Raw genomic sequence first — 16,699 nt, forward strand, 5'->3', positions numbered from 1 at the left:
CGGACTGATCAAGGAGATCACCGAGCGCTCGGGAGGCACATGGCGCCCGAGCCCCGGATCGGTGTACCCGACGCTGCAGCAGCTCGTCGACGAGGGCCTCATCGCCCCGACCGGTGACGGCACCGGCACCGAATTCCAGCTCAGCGAGCCCGGCCGCGCCTACGTCACCGAGAACGCGGACGCCCTTGCCCGCGTCTGGGACAGTTCGACGGCACGCGTCGAAGCCGAAGCGAATCTCCACGAGAGCGTCGCCAAGCTCATGGGCGTCATCCACCAACTCCGCTTCGCCGCGACCCCGGAGCAGCGCGCGAAGGCCGTCACCCAGATCGACGACCTCCGACGTTCCCTCTACGGAATCCTCGCCGACTGACGGCAAGGTCCCTGCCGGCAGTGGTTGGTGGCGACAGGGTTCAGTCGAGGTGCTCCGCGGCCGCGGCCCGGATCGCCTCGTAAATCGTCGCGAGGACGGGCGTGTGCAGCGTCCACTGCTGCCAGTAGAGCACCACATCGATGTGCCGGCCCGGCGCGAGATCGACGAGCACACCGTCGGCCTCGCCGCTGAGGATCTGCTGGTTGGGCACCATGCCCCAGCCCAGCCCGAGGCGGACGGCCTCCGCGAAGTCCGCGGACCCCGGGATCGAGTGCCGGGGAGGCGTGACCGGCCGACGGCTCCGCCCCCGGAGGAAGCGGTCCTGCAGGTCGTCCTTGGCGTCGAACACGACCATGGGCGCGCGGGACAGCGCATCCGCTGTGGGCCCCGCGGCGAACCATCGAGCGGCGAAGCGCGGGTGCGCCATCGGCCGGTAACGCATGCTGCCGAGCCGGGTGACGGAGCAACCGTGCACCGGACGCGCGTCGGTCGTGATCGCGGCCATCACCGTTCCCGCGCGCAGCAGTTCGGCCGAGTGATCCTCGTCCTCACGGCGTACGTCGAAGGTGATCGAGTCGGGCAGGCCGGCGAGTGCCGGAAGCACCCAGGTCGCGAGCGAGTCGCTGTTGACGGCGAGCGGAACGCCCGCGCGCGCTTCCGACTCCGACCCGGAGACGACGTCCTGGACGAGAGCGTCGATCTGCCGGGCCAGCCTCAGGTACGGCAGGCCGGCATCCGTGATCTCTGTCGGTTTCGTCCGCCGCACCAGCACCCGGCCCGCGGAGGTCTCGAGGGCCTTGATCCGCTGGCTGACCGCGGACGGCGTGATGTGCAGGGTCGCGGCGGCGAGGTCGAAGGAGCCACAATCGATCGTCGCCGCGAGGGCCCTGAGCTGCGCATTGTCAATCGTCATGATTAGCCAGACTAATGCCTCCTAAGAAAGTTTCGTTGTACTCATCCTTCGCCGCCGAGGTACGGTCGGAGAATGATCCTCACCACCCTCGCCGGCCTCGGCTTCGGCCTGTCCCTCATCGTTGCGATCGGCGCCCAGAACGCCTACGTGCTCCGGCAGGGACTGCGCCGGGAACACGTGCTCGCCGTGGTGATCGTGTGCGCAGCCTCCGACGCGATCCTGATCCTGGTCGGTGTCGCCGGATTCGGGGCGCTGATCCGCACGGTGCCGTGGTTGCTCGTCGTGGTCCGGATCGTCGGTGCCGCATTCCTGCTCGGCTACGCGGCGCTCGCCGCACGTCGGGCCGTTCTCCCTCGGCCGCTCGACACCTCGGTCGTCGGCACTGCCGCGAGCCTCACCCAGGTCCTCGCGACGACCGCGGCGCTCACCTGGCTCAACCCGCATGTCTACCTCGACACCGTTGTCTTCCTCGGCTCCGTCGCCGCCGCCCACGGCGACGAACGCTGGTACTTCGGTCTCGGGGCGGTGCTCGGCAGCGTCATCTGGTTCACAGCGCTCGGTTTCGGCGCCCGGCTGCTGCGCCCGGTCTTCGGCCGGCCGGTGTCGTGGCGGATTCTCGACATCGGAATCGCGGTGATCATGACCGTGATCGCGGTGAGCCTGCTGCTCGGGATCGGAACCTGAGTCCCGGATCGGAGTGTGCCGGGCCTCATCGGCTTCACATCGGGCCCCAAGGCAACCGATAGGAACCGAACCTACGGTCGGTTCATGTCGAGGAAAGGACCCACCATGATCGCCGCCGCACTTCAGTCCCGTTCGCCCAGCGACGTCCAGGTGCGCGCGCTCTCGAGACGGGAGTGGCGGGTCAGCGACTCCCGGATCGCGAAGGACAACGCGCTGAGCGTGATCGGCTTCATCGCCAGGAACCGCGACGGCTACGAGGTCATCGAATTCGGCACCCCGGTCGCCCGGATGGTCCGGCCGGACCTCGCGAGTGCAATCTCCTGCTTCGTGAGTGAGGCCCCGCCCGCATAGGCCGACACCTCGCTCAGCGGCCACAGCAGCCTCGAAAGCGCGACAGGATAGAGAGATGACTCCTTCCCGCGCGGACCCGGAACCGCCGGTGGAGGACGAACGCACCGGTAACGGCCGATCCGAGGTGGAATCCGGTGCCCTGATCGCCGCTGCGGTCGGCGCGCTCGCGGGGCTCCTCGCTGCCGTGATCGTGTTCGGTGGCCGTGCCGTCGGCCTCGCCGGCGAAAATTCCGTCGGCGGGCTCTCGGCCCAGATCGCCGGACTGATCGGACTGCTGGTCTTCGGATGGTCCTATGTCCGTTTCACCCGGCACTCTCCGCGATGGCGCAGTCGTGCCCGCATCCGACGCATCCTCGACACCATCGGGCTGTCGGTGACCGGTGCCGCAATGGCCGGCCTCCTGATCAGCTCGGTCTACGCGGTGTTCCAGCTGGCCTTCCGCGAACTGCTGCTCGACCCGTTCGCGGCGACCCTGTTCGTCACGCTGACGGTCGCAGCGAGCACCTTCGCGCTGTTCCTCCTCGCCGCGGAGATCACGACGACCCGCCTCGCCTCACTCCTGGGCCTCTTCCTCGCCGCCGGGGTATTCTCGAGCATGCTCACGGCGGCCGACCCGCGCTGGTGGCAGGCGAACTTCAGCGCACTCGGAATGGGGGACGCAACCTCCGCATACGCGTTCAACCTGACGATCCTCCTCGCCGGACTCGTGATGACGACCCTCGCGGACTACCTGACCCTCGACCTGCGTTCGCGGCGGAGCGCCGCAGGCAGCGACCTCCGCGGCGTCCCGCTCGTGCGGATCATCATCATCATCGTCGGCGTTGCGCTCATCGGAGTCGGCCTCGTGCCCGTCGACGTCAGTTTCGTCGTGCACAACACCTTCGCGACCTCTGCCGTCGTCGGCTTCGTCGCGCTCATCGTGCTGGTCCCGCTCGTCCTGAAGGACCTCCCCCGGAGCTTCGTCGTCACGACGACGGTCTTCGTACTCGCGATCGGCGGTGCGGTGCTGCTCTGGTACCCGATCGGGTACTACAACCTCACCGCCCTCGAACTCGTCGCCGTGCTGATCGTGTTCGCGTGGTTCGTGCTGTTCGTGCGCAACGCGTCCGTCGTCGCCCCGGCAGCGGATGCCGCGGTGCCGCTGGCAGAGGCGGCTTCCGTGGCCATTGTCGGGGCGGGGGCGACGGAGGCCGCGTCGCCGCATCCGCTACCGGACGCGGCAAGAGGCGGCCGCGCCGCGGGCTGGGTCGCCCTCGGCGGGCTCATCGGCGTCGTCGGGTTCGCCATCGGTCGGCTGGGCCGCCGCTGAGGCAGTGCAGCCATCGGCGCCGAGAACGGCGCCGCAAGCACGGCGGCACCCCGACCGTCCTGTGCTCGGAATCCGCGGACCGGTTGTCAGGTCGCTTTCGCGTCAGTGGTGGCTCAGGTGGTCGTTGTCCTTCCAGATGCCGTCGCCGGGCATGTCGAGGCGGTCGGTCAGCGGCACTCGCCAGAGAGGCGTGTCGGTGGGTTCGCCCCAGTAGTCCGTGACGCGCACGGCTTCCCCGTTCTCGAGTTCGCCGATGGTCACGTTGCGGTAGAGGCGTCCGTCGCCGTAGTTGCAGGTCCACTCGACCACCAGGACATCCCCGAGGCGCAGGCGTCTGCCGACTTCCAGTGTCAGTTCCGCGAAGTTGCCCTCGACGCTGCCGATGAGTGTGCTGGTGCGCACGATTTCGCCCATTTGCGGCCATTGGCGCACGACATTCTCGGCCAGGGGTACGCCGAGAATGTAGGCCAGGCGGGTCTCGCCATTGGACTCCTGATTCGCATTCATGCAGATCACGTTCCTTCCGTGGTTCAGTTCAGTCGGCGCCTCTCACCGCGCCACATTCCGGTTGTCCGATTAAAACTCGTCCGGGGCGTTGAGGGAACGCCAGAGCAGCGCTGCAGCGTAGGTGCGGAGTGGCCGCCAGTGTCAACGGAACGGTCCTTGTCAATCCGTCAGCGCGAGGTTGCGCGGATAAGGGGTGTGAGTGATCTCCCGGACCGGAAGAACCTGGCCGGCCACGAGGCGTTGCAGGGTGAAGCGAGCAATGCGGCCTGTATGTCCGTCATCTCCGGGCCGACCGGGTTCACCCCATTCGATCTGGGTCGTGCCGGATAGCTGCAACGACTTGCCGGTCGCGAAATCAATGACCAACAGGGCGGCTTCGGGGTTGACGGTGATGTTGCCGAAACTGTTGAAGAGGTTGTTGCCCTGGTAGTCGGGCCACCACAGCCCGTGCCCGTCTATGCGGACGAACCCGGACGGACCGCCACGATGGGACGCGTCGGACCCCCGCTCGGGATTCACTGTGCCGAGGAAGAACGTGTCGGCGGCACTGATCAGCTCACGGTCTTCCATCGAGAGCGTGCTGCCGTGTCTGACGTGCTCGCTGCCCGCCCCATCGATCTCATCGGGCACGAGAACACGTTGCTGGATATATTGCGGGCAATTGCCGAAGGCCTGTTCGACGTCCACGACAAGGAGATCACCGCCGCTCACCGTGAGTGCGCCGTTGATACGCACCCGGCGCCGGGTGGCGAATTCAACCGTGACCATCCCGATCTTCTGACCGGCCTGCAGCCCGCGGAGTGGGTCACCCGGCGGGATCACGGCATGAACGGCAACGGAGGTGTCGGACAGCACCTCCAAGAAACCGGGACGGCCGACCAGCGGGGACGTCCAGAGGCGTCCGGAGCGATCCCTCCCGGAGATGACGAGAAACGTTCGATCGCTGAGAAACCCGGCCATCCGGGCGGTCAGAGTGACAGGCCCGAGCATCCCTGACAGGCGGGCCGCGTCGATTGTGACACCGGCCTGGCGCTGCACGGCCAGTTCGCCGGCGTGAAAGCCGACGTCGGCGAGTTGGGGCGTCCCGATCATCGTCATCATCTCCTGGAGAATCGAGTCGAGGATTACAGCCCGACGACAGGCCAGTCGTTTTCCACGTGAGCGAGCACGTTGAAGTAGTTGGTCAGAATGTTCAGCGCGAGGTTCGCGACGACCTCGCCGATCTCCGCGTCGGTCACACCAGCGGCACGGGCTGCACCAAGCGCGTCATCGCCGACGTCACCGGCATTCTCCGCGATCATGTTGGAGAGGGTCAGCAGTGCGGCCACATGCGGGTCACGTGACTGCGCTCGGCGCGCGGAGTCGAGCTCGGCAGCATCGACCTTGGCGATGTTGCCTCCGATGAAGGTATGGGCGGAGAGGCAGTACTCGCAACCGTTCAGCTGAGCGGTCGAGATAGCGAGGCGCTCGCGCACCGCAGCAGAAAGGCTGCCGGATCCGACTGCGGTGGAGAGAGCGAGGTAACCCTTCAGCAGGGTGGGGCTGTTGGCCATGACCTTGGCCATGTTCGGCACGAGACCCAGTCCCTTCTGGACCTGGTCAAGCAGGTCCCTGGCGACGCCCGTCGCGGTTTCGGGCTGGATCGGGACGATAGCAGTGATGGTGGCAGTCATGGTTCTTCTCCTCGTTTTCTAATGCATGAACTCATGTTCATCCGTGACAATTACTATCACGATCTTTCTAACGTATGCAAGTGATTTCTTCCGTGATAGTTTGTCCGCATGGGAAACAGGAGCTTGGACCGCAGCTGGGCGCTCGCCGACGAGCCGATGCCGGTCCGCCTGATGGCGACTATCTGGGCAGACACGGAGGGCCTTCACGACGACTTCGCGACACCGACAGGCGTAGACGCCTGGCTGGATGCCGTCCGCATCGATCGGGCAGGCGCGGCAACGACTCGGGACGAGTTCCTGACGGCACGGAATCTGCGAGACGCGGTGCGCCGATTGGCAGCCCACGTGACGGACGATGATCGTCGGACTGCCGAATCGCCCATGGCGAGCGTGGAGGACGCGCTGCTCACTATCAACGCCGCCGCCAACCAGCGTCCGATCCCGCAGCTGCGGCTGAGCGGAGCGGCTCTCGCGCTCTCCCCCGAATCCGCGGTTTCTCCGGTGGTTGCCGGCCTCGCCGACGTCGCCTACCACGCCCAGCACCTGCTGGGCGAAAACGGTTCGAATCTGCGGGCATGCCACGCGCCCGGATGCGTGCTCTACTTCGTGAAGACACACCCCAGACGGGAATGGTGCTCGGTCGCTTGCGGCAACCGCGCTCGCGCTGCGCGGCATTACCAATCGGTACGCTCCGCGCGTACGGCACACGAACTCACGGCTCGCTGATGCGCCCGGGCCGGAGACGATGCGCCGACGAGATGATCCTTCCGGCTGCTTTCCTCCGCCTGTGGTCTGTATGGGAAGTACGAATATGAGACTCCTCCTTGTTTCGGGCAGCACTCGGCAGTCTTCAACCAACAACGCGGCGCTGACCACGGTGCGCGACCTGGCGCCAGCAGGCTCGATCGCACTGGTGTACCAAGGCTTGTCTGCACTACCCGCCTTCAACCCGGACGATGACCACGACCCGGTTCCAGGTCCGGTCGCGGAGTTGCGACAACAGATCAACAACGCCGACGTGGTGGTGTTCAGCACGCCAGAGTATGCCGGGACACTCCCGGGCAGCTTCAAGAATCTTCTGGATTGGACTGTCGGCAGCAGCGTTCTGACCAGGAAGCCGGTCGCGTGGATCAACGTGGCCTCACCGGGACGCGGGCACGGTGCACTCGCCACATTGAGATCGGTACTCGGCTATGTCGACGCACAGGTACTCGATGGAGCGTGCATCGACCTCCCGATCGGGCGGGACCTGGTTGCGGCCGGTGCTGTCACGGCGCAGCCGGAACGCGAAGCACTGGCCCGCTGGTGGGCGACAATGCAGGAGCATTGGCCCGCGGAAGAACTCGACGAGAAGCGTTAGCGTTCGGACCGGCTTGCGCGCTCGCCACCCACTAGTACGCTGACGAGAATTCATCGATTCGGCTGGCGCAGGACGGGAACAACGATGTCAACTTTTCGGCAACTCCACTACCGTGACTCACCGCTCGTGCTACCCAATGCCTGGGACGTCGGCTCGGCCCTGGCATTCGCGGACGCCGGATTTCCGGCCGTCGGCACGACGAGCTTTGGCATCGCGGCCAGCGCCGGCCTGCCGGATGGTGGCGGGTCCAGCAAGGCGGCAACCGTCGCACTTGCGGCGCGACTGGGCCGCATGTCGGTCCACATCACAGCGGACGTCGAAGACGGCTACTCCGACGACCCAGCGGAGGTTGCGGAGTTTGTGGCCGAGCTAGAGGTCCTGGGCGTGGCCGGCGTCAATCTTGAGGACAGCCGGGATGGGCATCTCGTGGATGCATCGACGGCTGCCGCCAAAATCAGCGCCGTCAAAGACCTCAGCCCCGACATCTTCGTCAATGCGCGGGTGGACAATCTCTGGTTCGGCGAGCACGCGACTGTCGAGGCCGTCCTGCTTCGAGCACGCACCTATGCCGACGCCGGGGCCGACGGAATCTTTGTGCCCGGCCTCGTGAATCCTGAGGACATCCGGAGGATCACCGCGGTTGTGGCGCTGCCGGTCAATGTGCTCGCGCACCCCTCCCTGACTGTGGCCGAGCTCGGCGATCTGGGGGTGAAGCGTGTGAGCTCGGGGTCGCTGCCGTACCGTGCAGCCATAGACAGGGCCGTGGACACTGTCACGGCCCTGCGCGATAACCGTCAGGCACAGACCGCGACGTCCTACTGGGAAATGCAGGCTCGCCTCGTGGCTTTCAGTCGAGCCAGCGGGAACTGATCAGAAATTCAGGCCGTCCTGGTCGTGGCGGGTGCACGGAGCACCTTTTCCAACGGTTTACCCTTCGCAATCTCGTCGACGAGCTTGTCGAGATAGCGAATCTTTTGCATGAGCGGGTCCTCGATGGTCTCCACGCGGATGCCGCACACCACACCGGTGATCAGCGACGCGCTGGGATTCATCGGCGCCTCTGCGAAGAACTCCTCGAACGTTGTTCCACCCTGGGCGTGACGGCGAAGCGTCGTGTCGTCGAATCCGGTCAGCCACATGATCACCTGATCGAGCTCCATCTTCGTCCTGCCCTTGCGCTCCACCTTCGCCACGTAGAGCGGATACACCGCGGAGAACTGGGTACCGAAGATCCTGGACACGATGCCAGCGTAGGCGAGGGGTGTCTCAGGGTCAATCGTCTCCGAAACCAGAACGACGCCGAGCTCTGCGCGCAATCCGTGCCCGCCGATCAGGTGACGAAAGATCCAGGCCGGCATTCTTGGGCGCACGATCGCCGACCGCAGGACCGGGCGGGTCGACGACGGTAAGCAGGTCTGCTCGGTCGCCTTGTCGGATCGTTCAACCCTGCGGCCGACCGACCAGATCGACGACGGCGGACTGCCCCCCGTGGATTCACAGTGAGTGCCGCACGGTCATGCACAGTCCACGTGGGATGCTGATCCTGTGGATCTGAACACAGGTGCCGGCACGCCGGCCGTTATCATCCGGCCATATTGTCAAGCGGATGCCGCAGACACGTTAGCGATCTTCCTTGCCGCTGTGACAGAAACCGCTGCCGCCGACTACTCGCGGGAGCAGATTCAGGCGTGGGCGCGGCCAGAAGCGCGCGAGCTGTCCGCTTGGCATACGGCGATGCAGGCGCGGAACAGTTGTGTGGCAACCGTGGATGGTGCGCCGGCGGGTTTCTCCGACGTGGACTCTGAGGGACATATCGACATGATGTTCGTCGCCCCTCGCTACCTGGGACGCGGGGTGGCACGGCAACTGATCGGCCACGTGGAGGCCCGCGCGCGCCAGGAGCAGCTGACAGAGCTGACAGCTGACGTCAGCATTACAGCCCGCCCCTTCTTTGAGCGCTCCGGATTCACCGTCGAGGCAGAACAACATCCGGTGACGGCCGGCGTGCAGCTGACCAATTTCAAGATGAAGAAGAAGCTAGTCGGCGGCGAGGTGTCCCTCAGCGGGCAGCTTGTTTGTCGCACCCAGGACCAAGCGGAAACTGTCCGGGAATACCTGCAACTGCACCTTGCCCTCACCCGCGCCGAACCGGGATGCCTGTCGTTCAACGTCACCCGGACGAGCAATCCCCTGGTGTGGCAGGTCGAAGAGCGCTTTGAGCACGCATCCGCCTTCGAAGCCCACCAGGAACGTGTCGCCAGCAGCGAGTGGGGTCACGCCACCGCGGGAATCGAACGCCGCTACTCCGTGATCGGACTCTAGCCGCTCGCCCGTCGCAACAGCTCCCCCGGCACCACATGTGGGCAACCTCGAGCCTCCGCAATTCACGCTTGGTGCATGTCACTCAGGGCAGAGAATCGATCGTCAACTTCCAGCCAATCCATCGGTCCTGGTCGATCGCACTTCCGCGCTGAAATGTCACCGTGGCCGTCCGGCTACCGGAGACCCTGCTCTGTCGAGCTACTGCCCAAGGCGGCCTGAATCCTCCGAATGATCGACCCGAGGATGCCCGACGCGAGAAGACCTGAACCGAGTGGGCCCGCGGAATCCTCACCAAGGGGCGGCAACTGCCGAAGCGCCGCCCTGACTTGGGCATTCATGTGCTCGAGCTGCCAGGAGACCTCATCGGAGACTGCCGTAGCCTGATCAGCGGCGGCTAGCCCGGCGGCTTTCGCTGCGTATGCGGCTGCGCCGAGTGCGTGCGCGCCCATGTGCGCGACGCCGGAAGCTTGTCCGGCAGCCCGAGCAGCTGCCACTGCCGAGGGAGAGTTCACTGCCTGCGCGGCCCGACCAGCAACGAAGCGCCTGCGAATTTCACCGGCGGTATCAAGATCACCCTGAGCAAATGCCCGAGTACGAGCGATGGCATCACGTGGCCGGCCGTCCGTTGGCGCCTCCGTTTCGAAATGGACCAAGACTCTCTCAGCACAGTCAGCAGCCCAGGTTGCGACGAGGCGTCGGTCAGCTTCGCTGAGTGACTGCGGGGAAGGCACGTCTCACCTGCTCGTGCGGCCGTGCCCCGGCCGTCGCAGGCCGAGCCAAATCAGGATGATGCCAACGATTGCGAGGATGAGCCCGATGGAAAGCCACATCCGGCTACCCGTCATGAAACTTCCCGGGATCAGATTCATGCCCTGCCCGGTCCAGACGCCACCAAGGATCAGAGCGATCACGCCGACGGCGATGAGGGCGATGCGTCCGCTTCGGCTAGTCACGTCTCCCAACGTACCCCGGCTGACACGCACGTCGCCCGGTTGAGGTTCCCCAGGAAACGGGGAATCCGTCGAGATCAGGTCTCGGAGCGAATGACAGAGACTCCGCAGTCGGGGTTCACGGGTTCCAGTGAACAGGTGGTCTCATGCAGCTCCAGGAGTGTCCTGTTCTGTGAGAAATTACAACTGACACAACCCCTGAGCAGAGTCATCTAGTCGAGGGGCTCCACCCATTCAGACCGCCATCCGGGTGCCTCCGACTTTCGCGTGTAATAGCGGGTATCCCGGATGATCGACCCGTCCGCTCCGAACTCCAGGATGACCACCACGTGCCACACATCCCCGGCATAGTCATTCGTCCCCTCGACGACCCAGATTTGCCCCGACCCCACGACTCGGCGCAGGGTGATCGAGGGGGGAACAGGAAAAGCCTCCTGCATTGCCCGCATGGCCTCACGTCCACGGATGCGCTCCCCCGACTGCGGCATCTCCATCACGTAGGTCTCATCACGAAGCCGAAACTCAGCGTCAGGTGAGAGCCCCTCCTTGGTGAGGCCGAACAAACGCTCGAGGCCCTCGCGCATGGCCTCCGGATCGTTGTCTGTGATTGCCCGCAGAAAAGATTCGCGCACATCGAGGTCGCTCATTCTTCCTCCCGGTCAACGTTGAAACTCGACTACGAGCATTCTGCTCCTCTGCCGAGGAAGCGGCACGCTCGTCGTGCCTAACGGCGTCGGTGTGCTCCGGCAGGCGCATCCCAAGACGTTCATTGGCGGCCCCGGCTGCGAACGCGCTCCCACTCTGACGGAGTCAGCTCGCCCGGTTTGGACCACACCTGGTTGGAGACGCCCAGACAGCCGAGGTCGTGCACGTATCCCACTCGTCGAAGCGTTCGGAGGTTACCGGCGTCGAGTCCCAACAATTCGCCTGCCTTCGCCGACAGCGTGGCCACGCGCCGGGAGTGGCCGAAGGCGAAGCGGCACTTGAGGTCAACGAAGTCGCCTATCGCGCACACCAACCGGTCGAGACTCTCGTCGGTGAGTCGGACCTCCCGATCGGGTGCATAGCCAAGAGCATCACTCCAGGAGTCACCGGCGGGCACGGGCGCAAAGATCTCGTCGGGCGAGCCAAGCGCAGCATCGACGACGTCGGGATCGAGGTGTCCGCCCCGCCTGCTTCTGGCCATCGCGATCACGGCGTCGAGCCCGTATATCCGGTAGTGAACTTCGGCGACATCCGCGAACTGGGCGACTCTCATTTCGATCGGGATCTTGTCGCAGGAAACTGCCGCCGGCAGGCCCTCGCCGTCGAATCGCTCGAAGGTGTACGCGAGCGTGTTCTCGACATCCGCGGAAAGCCCAATGTGCCGGGCCAGGGCAGCTGCCGAGGTGCAGTGCGAGTGGATCAGGCTCGCGAGTTGGCCACGGGTATCCCGGAGCAGAGTGCCCATCACCTTGAGCCGTTGCGGGAGGGATTCTCCCTTTGCGATGTTGCCTAGCAGGAATCGCATGTAGGGCATGCCTGACCAGTCGACCAGATACGCCTTTGCAGGTCCCCTGGGACAGAGGCTCAGCTTCCAGTGACAGTCACCCACACCTCGGCGAGAGGAATGAAGCCTTCACGACTCTCGAGTCGACCACGGCGCCTGTGTCTCAGCGCTCCTCGCTTCCCAGATCAATGCGTTCCGCAATCTCGGAGACGTCGTCAAGCCGCCCGGAAGAAACGTCCATGATGAATTCATAGGCCTCATCATTCGACCAGGTCAGCCGTCTTCCATTCATACCGAGGAATGCGAGCAGAGCAGCGAGACTCAGGCGTTTATTGCCGTCAATCAAGCCGTGGTTGCGGGCCAAGGAGTGCGTCAGCGCCGCGGCTTTCTCGTTGAGGCTTCCGTAGGCATCCCTTCCGAATGCGCTCGCGCGCGGACGGGCCAGCGCCGACTCAAGCAGCCCCTGGTCACGGACCGGCATGTCTCCTCCGAGGGCCCGCTGCCCGACGTAGAGGAGATCAGCGTAGGTGAGATAGATCACTTTCCCAGGCGTTCAAGCGCTTCGGCGTAGCGCGGGAGCTCCTCGTCAAGGACACTACCCAGAAGGTCCTGTCGGCTGTGGTTCTCGACGTATTCACGCACCGCCTGCTTGGCGATGTCCTGCATGGACCGCCTCTCGTACTCGGCACGGCGACGCAGGGCGTCCGCCTCGTCATCGGTCAAGCGAAGGGTCATTGGCATGGACACACGGTATCACCCGTGACACCGTTCTCGATAGCGTCCCGATAGGGGTTGGGCTCGCGGGCCACGCAGCGGAACCTTTCAGTTGCCTGGCCTGCCCGGATCGGACAATCGTCGCTGGCTTGCCGCTTGACGTTGCCCGAGCATCCAGCCGGCACCGAATGCGAGGACTGCCAGCCCGACAATGAACAGCGCGATCCCGATCTGACTCCGTGGCGAGAACTGTAGGCCTCGTGGAGAGAACGTCGCGTTGCTGAGCGGCGCGCGTGTCGCTGTGCCGAGCATCACCTCGATGATGTCCACCCGTAGGTGTTCGAGGTCACTCCAGACCGAGCGAACTCGGTCGCGCACCTTCTCCATGAGCGCCGTCAGTAGGCGAGCACTTCGGAATAAACAATGGATAAAGACTGCATGCATCGAGTCTTGCCCCTTCAGCGAGGACAAGAATACCTGATCAAGGCAGATTTCGAGTAGGGCGGCCGGGACTTGAACCCGGGACCGACGGATTATGAGTCCGCTGCTCTAACCAGCTGAGCTACCGCCCCCAACCGCAGTCACTCCGTGGAGCGGGCGGCGGCATCTGAGGTGATCGTGTCGACCACCGGTTCCCCACGATACAGGCTCTCAAAAGTGTCGAGGGTGCGATTGATGTCGTGGGCACCGATCAGCCGGAGCGACTCGTGCTTGAGGGCGTCGAGCACTTCGGGGCCCGCAGTGAGTACACGGGTCAGCTTGTCCGCAAGGTCCTGGGCGCTTCCTGGCTCGAAGAGGAAGCCGTTCTGTCCGTCGTGGACGAGGTGCGGCAGCGCCATGGCGTTCGCGGCGACGATCGGCAGGCCCGAGGCCATTGCCTCCATAGTCGCGATACTCTGCAGCTCAGCGATCGACGGCATCGCAAACAAGGTGGCGCGGGTGTATGCCGCGCGCAGTTCCTCATCCGTCACGTAGCCGCGGAAGACGACGCGGTTGCTGATGCCCAGGCTCTGGGCGAGGTGTTCGAGGTTGCGCTTCTGGTCGCCACCGCCCACGATCTCGACCTGGGTGTCCAGTTCAGGCGCGAGCAGCGTCACGGCGTGCAGGAGCACATCGATCTGCTTCTCGCTCGTCACTCGGCCGACGAAGAGGATCCGGTTCTCCGTGCGCGGCTCGAAGGACGGTGAATAGTTATGGGCGTCGATGCCGCACGAGATGGCGAGCACGCCCTCGAGTCCGGTGTACTTCTCCAGGAACTCGGCGGCGCGCACGGTCGGCGTCGTGACGGCTTCCGCCCGGCCGAAGGTGCGGCGAGCCGCCTTCCAGGCCATCTTGATCAGACGCTCGTGCATGCTCTTCGGAATGAGCGTGAATTCGAGCATGTTCTCGGGCATGAAGTGGTTCGTCCCGATGATGCGGATGCCGCGCTTCGCGGCCTCGATCGTGACGCCGCGCCCGATGTTGATGTGGGACTGGAAGTGCACGACATCCGGTTTGAAGGTGTCGAGAATTCGGCGGCTCTCCGCATGGATCAGCCACGGCAGCGCGTAGCGGAGCCAGTCGTGCGGGTACCAGCGCCAGCTCTTGATCCGGTGCACGAGGAACGTCTGTCCCTCGTGCTCTTCGGTCCAGGTGCCGTGCTTGGCCGAGGCAGCCGGCGCGAAGACCTGCACCTCGTGGCCGCGGGAGGTCAGGCCGGCGGCGAGACGCTCGGCGAACTTCGCCGCGCCGTTGACGTCAGGGGCGAACGTGTCGCAGGCAATGAGGACCTTGATCGGCTTTTTCGAACCCGGAGCCACAGGGGTCGAACCTAGTGGCGAAGCGGTCGAGTCTGACAAAGTGAGGGTGTCCCAACGTGTGTGGGCCGGAGGTCGTCATCCGGCGGTATTTCAGGTCTTGGACGGCGCGAACGCGGCCGACATCTCCTAGCACCCTATTCTAAATCCGCGTGTTCTCGCCCATCCTCGGCGACGGCGCGCCCTATTCCGATACGGTAACGGATGCCTGCGGGTGGTGCCGCGACAGCAGGATGACACCCCAGATCGCGATGGCGCCTGCGAATGCGAACGCTACTCCCGCCCACGCTGGAGCCTGTGCGATCTCGCCGAGGACGACGATGCCGATTCCGACCGCCACCAGCGGATCGATCACGGTCAGGCCGGCGATCACGAGATCGGGCGGTCCCGACGAATACGCGTTCTGGACGAAGTAAGCGCCGAGAGCTGCCGCGAGGAGCAGGCCGGCGACGCAGGTGAGCGTCAGCCACTCGAAATTGCCGTTCTGAGTGCGGTTGATGATCACCTTCGCCAGGGTCGCGACGAAGCCGTAGAGCACACCGGCGCCGGTGATGTAGAAGATCGCCTTGAACTGGGTGTGCAGCAGCGCGAACGCGACGACGAAGGAGACGAGCACCGCGGCGAGCACGATCAGGATGGTGATGAGGTTCTTGTCGGTCACCGGCTTGTCCACGGCGAAGAAGGCCGCGACGGTGACGAAGAGCCCGATGCCGCCGACGCAGAGCGCGATGGCGATCTTGGAGGCCCGGTTGACCGGGGTCCTGGTCACCCGGGCGTTGACGATCGACGTGATCACGAGGGCGACGGCGCCGAGGGGCTGCACGACGATGATCGGGGCGAAGGCGAGGCTCGAGAGCTGGAAGACGATGGCGAGGCCGAGCATGAGGGTGCCGATCACCCAGGAGGGCCGGCGCAGCAGGAGCAGCAGCTGGTGCGGGTCGAGGCCTCCCGTGACCGCAACGGTGTTGGCTTCGACCTTGTTGACGCCCCGGTGCTGGAACTGGGCTCCGAGCGACAGGAACACGCCGCCGATCAGGGCGAGCGGTATGCCGATCGCCTGGCGAGGGTCGACGGGGAGGTCGACGGTGAAGTCAATCAGGTCGAGGTGCACTCAACGACCCTACGACGGAACGGCCCGATATCCTTGCTGAATGGCCGTTCGCTCAATTGTTATTTTCGGGGACCCCGTCCTCCACACCCCCGCCAAGCCCGTCGAGACCTTCGACCAGGAGCTCCGCGATCTCGTCCAGGACATGTTCGAGACGATGGACGCCGCTCCTGGAGTCGGTCTCGCCGGCCCGCAGGTCGGCATCCCGCTGCGTCTGTTCACCTACGCCTACCTCGACGACGACAACCGACAGTGGCGCGGCGTCGCGATCAACCCCGAGCTCTGGATCACTCCGGTCCCCGCCGGAGAGGCCGACGAAGACGAGGACGTCGAGGGGTGCCTGTCGTACCCAGGCGAGCGATTCCCGCTGCTCCGCTCCCCCCGGGCGATCCTCCGCGCCGTGGACCTCGACCAGAAACCGTTCGAAATCCACGCGGACGGCTGGCTCGCCCGGATCTTCCAGCACGAATTCGATCACCTCGACGGCACGGTGTATGTGGATCGCCTCGAGCACTTCTACGCGAAGATCGCAACGAAGGTCACGCGCAAGCGCGGCTGGGGCGGTCCCGGCCTCGCCTGGCTGCCGGGCGTAGACAACCTCGACGAATAGGCTCAGAAGAGGGCTCGAAGGCCTGCCGCCACAAGCGCGGCCACGATCACGACGACGATGAAGGGCACCCGCAGGGCGAACAGGACGACCGCGACGAGGACCGCGGGCACCCGGGCGTCCAGGGCAACGCCCGTCCCCGCGCCGAGCGTCTGCACCGCAATGAGGGCCGCGAGCAGGGCAACGGTCACGAGTTCGCTGATTCTCGCCAGGGTCGGCTTCTTCAGCACGGAGGCCGGCACCAGATAGCCGGCGAGCTTCAGCACGACACAGGCGATGGATGCCGCGATCACGATCTGCCAGAGGGTCACCTGCCGCTCCCCCGCGTTGGAGTACCAGAGGGGGTGCCGGAGCGCGCGCCGGCCCAGTTGGACCAGCCGACGACGATGGCGACGAGCGCGGCCGCAAGCACGGGCAGCCCGGGCGCGAGAACGGGCGTCAGGGCTGTGGCCACGACGAAGGCGGCCACCGCGACGACGAGGGCCTGCCGCCGCTTCAGCCGCGGCCAGAGCAGGCCGACGAAAGCGGCAGCGGCCGCGGCTGAAG

The 16,699-nt window shown here is 65.3% G+C and carries 24 protein-coding genes, 1 tRNA gene and 1 pseudogene; 9 read left to right on the forward strand and 17 right to left on the reverse strand.

Features of this window, described 5'->3' with window-relative positions; genetic code table 11:
- Window positions 1-370 (forward strand): PadR family transcriptional regulator (locus tag QN345_RS07430; RefSeq protein WP_323508543.1); only part of this gene is annotated, 370 nt, incomplete at its 5' end.
- A gap of 40 nt (window positions 371-410) precedes the next feature.
- Here the strand turns inward: QN345_RS07430 and QN345_RS07435 are convergent.
- Window positions 411-1,283: a LysR family transcriptional regulator ArgP gene (locus QN345_RS07435; RefSeq protein WP_322189672.1), complete on the reverse strand. Its 873-nt coding sequence runs from the start codon at window positions 1,281-1,283 to the stop codon at window positions 411-413.
- 72 nt (window positions 1,284-1,355) lie between these two features.
- Between QN345_RS07435 and QN345_RS07440 the strand changes: the two genes are divergently transcribed.
- From QN345_RS07440 to QN345_RS07450, 3 genes are all read left to right on the forward strand, one after another.
- Window positions 1,356-1,967, forward strand: coding sequence for a LysE/ArgO family amino acid transporter (locus QN345_RS07440; protein WP_134446451.1), 612 nt, complete (start codon window positions 1,356-1,358; stop codon window positions 1,965-1,967).
- Between the two features lie 84 nt (window positions 1,968-2,051).
- Complete coding sequence (locus QN345_RS07445; protein ID WP_134446450.1) at window positions 2,052-2,318, forward strand: hypothetical protein; 267 nt, start codon at window positions 2,052-2,054, stop codon at window positions 2,316-2,318.
- Window positions 2,319-2,373: 55 nt separating this feature from the next.
- Entirely contained in the window at window positions 2,374-3,627 is a 1,254-nt protein-coding gene (locus QN345_RS07450) for a hypothetical protein (RefSeq protein ID WP_134446449.1), read from the forward strand.
- 102 nt (window positions 3,628-3,729) lie between these two features.
- Here QN345_RS07450 and QN345_RS07455 read toward each other — a convergent pair whose 3' ends face one another.
- The 3 genes from QN345_RS07455 to QN345_RS07465 all read right to left on the reverse strand — a co-directional run bounded on the left by QN345_RS07455 (window position 3,730) and on the right by QN345_RS07465 (window position 5,807).
- The gene (locus tag QN345_RS07455; protein ID WP_134446448.1) at window positions 3,730-4,134 is read right to left on the reverse strand and encodes a hypothetical protein; all 405 of its coding nucleotides are present in this window, start codon (window positions 4,132-4,134) and stop codon (window positions 3,730-3,732) included.
- A gap of 159 nt (window positions 4,135-4,293) precedes the next feature.
- Window positions 4,294-5,172, reverse strand: coding sequence for a pyridoxamine 5'-phosphate oxidase family protein (locus QN345_RS07460; RefSeq protein ID WP_241987328.1), 879 nt, complete (start codon window positions 5,170-5,172; stop codon window positions 4,294-4,296).
- Between the two features lie 86 nt (window positions 5,173-5,258).
- On the reverse strand, window positions 5,259-5,807 hold the full coding sequence (locus tag QN345_RS07465; RefSeq protein WP_134561063.1) for a carboxymuconolactone decarboxylase family protein: 549 nt from the start codon (window positions 5,805-5,807) through the stop codon (window positions 5,259-5,261).
- A 123-nt stretch (window positions 5,808-5,930) separates the two neighbouring features.
- On the opposite strand from QN345_RS07465, the gene QN345_RS07470 reads away from it, so the two are divergent.
- The 3 genes from QN345_RS07470 to QN345_RS07480 all read left to right on the forward strand — a co-directional run bounded on the left by QN345_RS07470 (window position 5,931) and on the right by QN345_RS07480 (window position 8,037).
- Complete coding sequence (locus QN345_RS07470) at window positions 5,931-6,533, forward strand: CGNR zinc finger domain-containing protein (RefSeq protein WP_198413352.1); 603 nt, start codon at window positions 5,931-5,933, stop codon at window positions 6,531-6,533.
- A gap of 85 nt (window positions 6,534-6,618) precedes the next feature.
- Window positions 6,619-7,167, forward strand: a complete 549-nt coding sequence (locus tag QN345_RS07475; RefSeq protein ID WP_198413351.1) for an NADPH-dependent FMN reductase — start codon at window positions 6,619-6,621, stop codon at window positions 7,165-7,167.
- A gap of 84 nt (window positions 7,168-7,251) precedes the next feature.
- Entirely contained in the window at window positions 7,252-8,037 is a 786-nt protein-coding gene (locus tag QN345_RS07480) for an isocitrate lyase/phosphoenolpyruvate mutase family protein (RefSeq protein WP_322189670.1), read from the forward strand.
- A gap of 8 nt (window positions 8,038-8,045) precedes the next feature.
- Here the strand turns inward: QN345_RS07480 and QN345_RS07485 are convergent, their stop codons facing one another.
- Window positions 8,046-8,408, reverse strand: coding sequence for a DUF2200 domain-containing protein (locus QN345_RS07485; RefSeq protein ID WP_134561208.1), 363 nt, complete (start codon window positions 8,406-8,408; stop codon window positions 8,046-8,048).
- Between the two features lie 304 nt (window positions 8,409-8,712).
- Here QN345_RS07485 and QN345_RS07490 point away from each other — a divergent pair, with 304 nt between their 5' ends.
- Window positions 8,713-9,489, forward strand: a complete 777-nt coding sequence (locus QN345_RS07490; protein WP_322135891.1) for a GNAT family N-acetyltransferase — start codon at window positions 8,713-8,715, stop codon at window positions 9,487-9,489.
- Between the two features lie 173 nt (window positions 9,490-9,662).
- On the opposite strand, the gene QN345_RS07495 is transcribed toward QN345_RS07490, so the two are convergent.
- From QN345_RS07495 to QN345_RS07540, 10 genes are all read right to left on the reverse strand, one after another.
- Entirely contained in the window at window positions 9,663-10,220 is a 558-nt protein-coding gene (locus tag QN345_RS07495) for a putative immunity protein (RefSeq protein ID WP_134446442.1), read from the reverse strand.
- Between the two features lie 3 nt (window positions 10,221-10,223).
- Entirely contained in the window at window positions 10,224-10,442 is a 219-nt protein-coding gene (locus QN345_RS07500) for a hypothetical protein (RefSeq protein ID WP_198413350.1), read from the reverse strand.
- A 209-nt stretch (window positions 10,443-10,651) separates the two neighbouring features.
- The gene (locus QN345_RS07505; protein ID WP_134558450.1) at window positions 10,652-11,086 is read right to left on the reverse strand and encodes a nuclear transport factor 2 family protein; all 435 of its coding nucleotides are present in this window, start codon (window positions 11,084-11,086) and stop codon (window positions 10,652-10,654) included.
- Window positions 11,087-11,205: 119 nt separating this feature from the next.
- Window positions 11,206-11,958, reverse strand: coding sequence for an HD-GYP domain-containing protein (locus QN345_RS07510; protein ID WP_322135892.1), 753 nt, complete (start codon window positions 11,956-11,958; stop codon window positions 11,206-11,208).
- 133 nt (window positions 11,959-12,091) lie between these two features.
- Entirely contained in the window at window positions 12,092-12,469 is a 378-nt protein-coding gene (locus tag QN345_RS07515) for a type II toxin-antitoxin system death-on-curing family toxin (RefSeq protein WP_134446439.1), read from the reverse strand.
- On the reverse strand, window positions 12,466-12,669 hold the full coding sequence (locus QN345_RS07520; RefSeq protein ID WP_174774583.1) for a ribbon-helix-helix protein, CopG family: 204 nt from the start codon (window positions 12,667-12,669) through the stop codon (window positions 12,466-12,468). The genes QN345_RS07515 and QN345_RS07520 overlap by 4 nt, the downstream gene beginning before the upstream one ends.
- 81 nt (window positions 12,670-12,750) lie before the next feature.
- Entirely contained in the window at window positions 12,751-12,972 is a 222-nt protein-coding gene (locus QN345_RS07525) for a hypothetical protein (RefSeq protein WP_322135894.1), read from the reverse strand.
- Between the two features lie 168 nt (window positions 12,973-13,140).
- Window positions 13,141-13,214: transfer RNA gene (locus QN345_RS07530), tRNA-Ile, on the reverse strand.
- A 9-nt stretch (window positions 13,215-13,223) separates the two neighbouring features.
- The gene (locus tag QN345_RS07535; RefSeq protein WP_241975262.1) at window positions 13,224-14,441 is read right to left on the reverse strand and encodes a glycosyltransferase; all 1,218 of its coding nucleotides are present in this window, start codon (window positions 14,439-14,441) and stop codon (window positions 13,224-13,226) included.
- Window positions 14,442-14,622: 181 nt separating this feature from the next.
- Entirely contained in the window at window positions 14,623-15,549 is a 927-nt protein-coding gene (locus QN345_RS07540; RefSeq protein ID WP_134446025.1) for a DMT family transporter, read from the reverse strand.
- Between the two features lie 40 nt (window positions 15,550-15,589).
- Between QN345_RS07540 and def the strand changes: the two genes are divergently transcribed.
- Window positions 15,590-16,156: a peptide deformylase gene (gene def, locus QN345_RS07545; protein WP_134446026.1), complete on the forward strand. Its 567-nt coding sequence runs from the start codon at window positions 15,590-15,592 to the stop codon at window positions 16,154-16,156.
- A gap of 2 nt (window positions 16,157-16,158) precedes the next feature.
- Here the strand turns inward: def and QN345_RS07550 are convergent, their stop codons facing one another.
- Window positions 16,159-16,464: an AzlD domain-containing protein gene (locus QN345_RS07550; RefSeq protein ID WP_134446027.1), complete on the reverse strand. Its 306-nt coding sequence runs from the start codon at window positions 16,462-16,464 to the stop codon at window positions 16,159-16,161.
- Window positions 16,461-16,699 (reverse strand): annotated as a pseudogene (locus tag QN345_RS07555) (branched-chain amino acid ABC transporter permease); the annotation flags it as partial. The pseudogene QN345_RS07555 and the gene QN345_RS07550, both read right to left, overlap by 4 nt.

Origin of the sequence: Cryobacterium sp. 10I1 (genome assembly GCF_035019805.1) — a bacterium.
GTDB classification, from domain to species: Bacteria; Actinomycetota; Actinomycetes; order Actinomycetales; family Microbacteriaceae; genus Cryobacterium; species Cryobacterium glucosi.